The organism is Archangium sp., from assembly GCF_036389735.1.
Classification (GTDB): Bacteria; Myxococcota; Myxococcia; order Myxococcales; family Myxococcaceae; genus Archangium.
Genome location: NZ_DASVWK010000081.1, coordinates 1 through 4330, shown reverse-complemented (window position 1 = coordinate 4330; position 4330 = coordinate 1). Strand labels below are relative to the sequence as shown.

The 4330-nt window shown below is 66.6% G+C and carries 6 protein-coding genes; 3 read left to right on the top strand and 3 right to left on the bottom strand.

Annotated features, from left to right (window positions below):
• Positions 1 to 265: 265 nt before the first annotated feature.
• Positions 266 to 811, bottom strand: a complete 546-nt coding sequence (locus VF794_RS03255; RefSeq protein ID WP_331107599.1) for a hypothetical protein — start codon at positions 809 to 811, stop codon at positions 266 to 268.
• A 195-nt stretch (positions 812 to 1006) separates the two neighbouring features.
• Entirely contained in the window at positions 1007 to 1339 is a 333-nt protein-coding gene (locus tag VF794_RS03250) for a hypothetical protein (protein WP_331107597.1), read from the bottom strand.
• A gap of 493 nt (positions 1340 to 1832) precedes the next feature.
• On the opposite strand from VF794_RS03250, the gene VF794_RS03245 reads away from it, so the two are divergent.
• Positions 1833 to 2351, top strand: coding sequence for a hypothetical protein (locus VF794_RS03245; RefSeq protein WP_331107595.1), 519 nt, complete (start codon positions 1833 to 1835; stop codon positions 2349 to 2351).
• Positions 2348 to 2944, top strand: a complete 597-nt coding sequence (locus VF794_RS03240; protein ID WP_331107594.1) for a head protein — start codon at positions 2348 to 2350, stop codon at positions 2942 to 2944. Before VF794_RS03245 ends, VF794_RS03240 begins: the two co-directional genes overlap by 4 nt.
• 3 nt (positions 2945 to 2947) lie before the next feature.
• Here VF794_RS03240 and VF794_RS03235 read toward each other — a convergent pair whose 3' ends face one another.
• Positions 2948 to 3877 (bottom strand): RluA family pseudouridine synthase, encoded by a 930-nt coding sequence (locus VF794_RS03235; RefSeq protein ID WP_331107592.1) that lies wholly within the window; start codon positions 3875 to 3877, stop codon positions 2948 to 2950.
• A 61-nt stretch (positions 3878 to 3938) separates the two neighbouring features.
• Here VF794_RS03235 and VF794_RS03230 point away from each other — a divergent pair.
• Positions 3939 to 4330: TVP38/TMEM64 family protein (locus VF794_RS03230; RefSeq protein WP_331107590.1), on the top strand; the 392-nt coding region annotated here is incomplete at its 3' end.

Genomic DNA, 4330 nt, shown 5'->3' with positions numbered 1-4330 from the left:
GCACTGCGTTCCGGAACCGGGACTTTCAAAAGCTCGATGAACTGGCGCTCCAAGCATACGGCCTCAAGGAACTGCCTGACTTTGATTTTGTTGATACGCGCACCTGATTCAGCCCGGGGATGCTGCTCGTTCAGGGGAATCAAGCCCCCCAAACAGCAGCGCGGCGAGCCAGGCTCCGAGGAGCCCGACCCGCCGCGCTCAAGGCGGCCCGCGCACGGGCCGCGTGTCACTTCGTCACGCCCTCAGCTGAGGAAGTGGTGATACCTCACTCGGATGGGAGGAGGCCCTGCTGCGCGGCGTACCGCCTCGCGTCCGTCACGTAGTAGAGGATGCGCTCGGACTCGGGGAAGACCTTCAGTGCCCTTTCCCCGAGTTGGAGGGCCTGTGACAGCGACTCGCGGGAGCGCATGTCGGTCCAGTAGCGGATCATCCCCGCCCACGCGTATTCGAGTGTCTCCAGCGCCTTCGCCGCTCCCTCCTGGTAGAGCGTGAGCCCGTCCTCGGGTGCGTTGCGGAGATCGTCCAGGAAGTACCCGAGTTCCACCAGCGAGGGAGCGCTCCGCTCCGAACTCTGTACGGCCTGCTCCAGCAGTCGTTGGGCTTCGGAGAAGGACTCTTGGGCGTCCACATCGGGCTGCTCGATCACTTGGAGCAGTCGGGCGAGGCGCAGGAGGTTGGGAGTGAACGCGGGACAGGCCGCGAGCAACTCACGGTGGAGCCGCAGTTGCTCGGGATTGTCCTTATGGGCCTCTCCCGCCTTCCGGGCCGCGTGGAACATCGCGGTCAATTCATCAAGGCTGGGGTGATCCACGGCTCACCTCACCGACGAACAGTAATCTTCTGATGCGCATGCCACCGCCTCTCTTGGGTAAACCCCAGTATAGGCGGCGTCGCGAGAGGAGAGAGCGAGAGGCGCTCCCGCAAACGGCAGCGCGGCGAGCCAGGCTCCGAGGAGCCCGACCCGCCGCGCTCGAGTCGGCCCGCGCACGGGCCGCGTGTCACTCCGTCACGCCCTCAGCGGCTTCACGTTCCGCGGGCACTCCCAGTAGGTGTACTCGCACGTGGACGTCGCCGGGTCGCACGGCACCCGCATCACCGTGACGAGCTCGCACGGGTGCTTCGGCTCGTCGACGGCGGGGCTCGCGGGCACCGTCGGCACCTCGGCCGGCGAGCTCGGCTCGCCCTGGTGATTCTCGAAGGGCCGTCCCGCCTGTCGCGAGACGCCGCCCTGCTGCTCCTCCTTGTTCAGATGCGTCGGAGTCGCCAACGGCAGGCACACCACCGGCAGCACCGACGCCGCTCCCAACACCGCCCCCAACACGCACCGCTTCGTTCCCATGGAACCCCCTTGCCGGCTGACACCCTCCTTCACGCCCATGGCGCGTCGGTTCCGGTTCAGCGGCAAGGACGCAAACTACCCTGCGGGTCTGACATCCCCCGGGGCATCCGCCGAGGTGGAACTGCCCCCCTTCATCAACCGAGAGCGAGAAAAAACCATAGTATTTTCAATAATTTAGAACTTCAAGCCGGTGAGGCGGGATCACATCATCCCACTCCAGCGGTCACCTCTTCAGTTGGATGTTGGACGAACGATGGGAGGTCATGGAAGGCGTTCAGGGCGCGCCCCCGGGACAAGGCAAGGGCGCGCTGGAAGTCCTCGGGCAGTGGCGCATAGGGTGACGCACATGCCAAGGGCAGCAGGAGCATCTAGCGTGAGAAACAGTACGCCCCCAAGAAGACTCATTGCGGCAAGCCTTGGTGTGCTGCTCACCGCATGTAGCGCCACCCGCGGCGGCACCACTCCTGCTAGTACTGAGGAGCGCGCTGACCTCGTGCTCATCATCAGCGAGCAGCCCGATGGCCATGTCACCCACACTTGGGAACGTGCCGAGGATTTAAACTTTGCGCGGTACAGGTACCAATCGAGCAACGACGGCCCCCATGGGCGCATCGTCCCCGTCGCTGCCCGGCCACGTGATTGCGACCAGGAGTTGCAGAGCTGTTACCAGAACTGCATGCGTCGTCCTCTTCCCCCGGGTTTCGGACACACCAAAACCCCGCGCAAGAGCGGCGGAAAGTCAGAATATTGCCGGGAGACGTGCTGGCAGGCCTACCAGGATTGCGTAGAACTGCAGAAGCTCCAGCCTCAAGAATTCACGGCGGTGGACGGCGCTGTCGACTGGTTGAAGCGCAACCACAAGGCAGTCCTGGTGGGCAGCGTCGTCATGATAGCGGGGATGGTCTTCGTCGTGGTTTCGGCTGGGGCAGGCCTCGTCATCCTCGCGCCGATTGCACTCGTGGCCTCGCCTGCAATCCCCTCCGAGCCATACCTCGCGGAGGTGTCGCCGTGACCACCAACAAGCGGGAACTCACCAAGGACGTGATGGGCCTTCTCGCGCGGATCCAAGCCACTGCTCAATCCACAGAAGAGCAGGAGCTCCTCGCGGTCGCCATCAACGCGATCCTCTTCATCACCTCGACGGGCCAGAGGTACGCCTTCGCGGACTTCCTCCAGTACCTCGATTCAAATGCCCCCCCGCCCGTGGTGGCCGCGTTCCAGACACGCGAGGAGGCGGAAACCTGGCTGAACAGCCAGCCCGAACCACCCGATTCGACTCTCGTGCTGATCGCGGACCAGTACCACTCCGTCTTGTACAACCGCGAGCTGAACCACCGTCGCCTGATTCCCCTCCCCGTGATCGAATACCATCTCGGCCGGCTCAAGCGCGAAGGTCTCCCTCCAGCCGTGGCCTCGTTCAAGACATGCGAGGAGGCGGAGGCCTGGTTCATGAGCCAGACCGAGCCGCCTGACCAATCCGTCCTCACGATCTCAGGCGACTCGTACCTCGCGGTGCACCATCGCAACATCAACCACCGCGTGCTCCACCCGTTCTCCATTGCCCTCGATGAGGAGGAGCATGAGCACGATGCACAGGAGCCGTGAGCGTCACCCCCGCAGCATCGCCAGGGCGCGCTGGAAGTCCTCGGGCAGGGGCGCCTCGACGCTCACCATCTCCCCCGTGAGGGGGCTCGGCAGCGTGAGCCGGAACGCGTGCAGCGCCTGACGGCCGACCTCCTTCGCCGCCGGGTGCATGCGCGTCTCCGCGGGGCCGTACATCGAATCGCCGAGCACGGGGTACCCCGCCTCGGCCATCTGCACGCGAATCTGGTGCGTGCGCCCCGTCTCCAGCTTCACCTCCACCAGCGTCGCCCCTTGGAGCCGCTCGCGCACCTCATACGAGAGCGCCGCGCGCCGCGCCGAGCGCACCTTCGTCGTGAAGAGCCGGGGGTTCTTCGGGTCTCGGCCATACGGCGCCTCGAGCCGGTCACTCTCCGGGGTCTCTCCCAGCACCAGCGCCCAGTAGCGCTTGTCCACGCGCTTCTCCTGGAACGCCCGGTCGAGCGCCGCGACGGCCGCGTCCGTGCGCGCCATCGAGAGGCACCCACTCGTCTCCCGGTCCAGCCGTTGCACCACCCCAGGCAGCGAGAGGCCCTCCACGTCGAACGGCTGCAACCGCGCCGCCAGCAGCTCCACCACCGAGGGCACACCCCCGTTGGGCTCCACCACCAGGCCCGGCGGCTTGTTGATGATGACCATGGCCGCGTCGTCGTGGAGCACCGGCAGCTCGGGACCCTCCACGGAGCGCCGCACCTGGGCGTGCGACGGAGGGCGCGGCGAAGGACTGCTCAGCTCGATCTCCTCCCCACCCCAGAGCTTGCGCGACATCTGGCACTTCTTGCCTCGGATGAGCACGTGGCCCTTCTCGATGAGCACCCGCGCCCGCTCCAGCGAGAGCCCGGGCACATGCGCCGTGAGGAACTTGTCGAGCCGCACGCCGGCGGCCTCGCGGGGAACGGGGATTTTCTGGGACGACATGGAGGTCTCCTTCTATGGCATCACATAGGCTCGGAGGCCACTCCATCTGGGGAGGTGCACCGTGGCACGAGGCATCGGGCGATGGGCAGCGGGCGTGGCCGGGGGGGTGGCCCTGGTGCTCGCCTTCAGGCTGCTGCCCGTGGACACGTGGCTGCTGGGGCTCGTCGAGCGCATCCGCGACTCGGGAATGAGGGGCATGGGGCTCTACGTCCTCCTGTATGTCGTGGCGACGGTGCTGGTGCTGCCCGCCTCGGTGCTGACGCTGGGCGCGGGCTTCGCCTACGGGCCCGTGTACGGCTCGCTGCTCGTGGTGGTGGCGAGCAACCTCGGAGCGCTGGCCGCCTTCCTGCTCGGGCGCACGGCGCTGCGCGAGCGGGTGAGCCGCCGCCTCGCGGGCCAGCCGAGGTTCGCCGCCGTGGACACCGCCGTGGCCGCGCGGGGCTTCAAGGTGGT

Coding starts and splice junctions, on each gene's coding strand:
- VF794_RS03250 (WP_331107597.1), bottom strand. CDS start 1,339: ATGGGAACGAAGCGGTGCGTGTTGGGGGCGGTGTTGGGAGCGGCGTCG.
- VF794_RS03235 (WP_331107592.1), bottom strand. CDS start 3,877: ATGTCGTCCCAGAAAATCCCCGTTCCCCGCGAGGCCGCCGGCGTGCGG.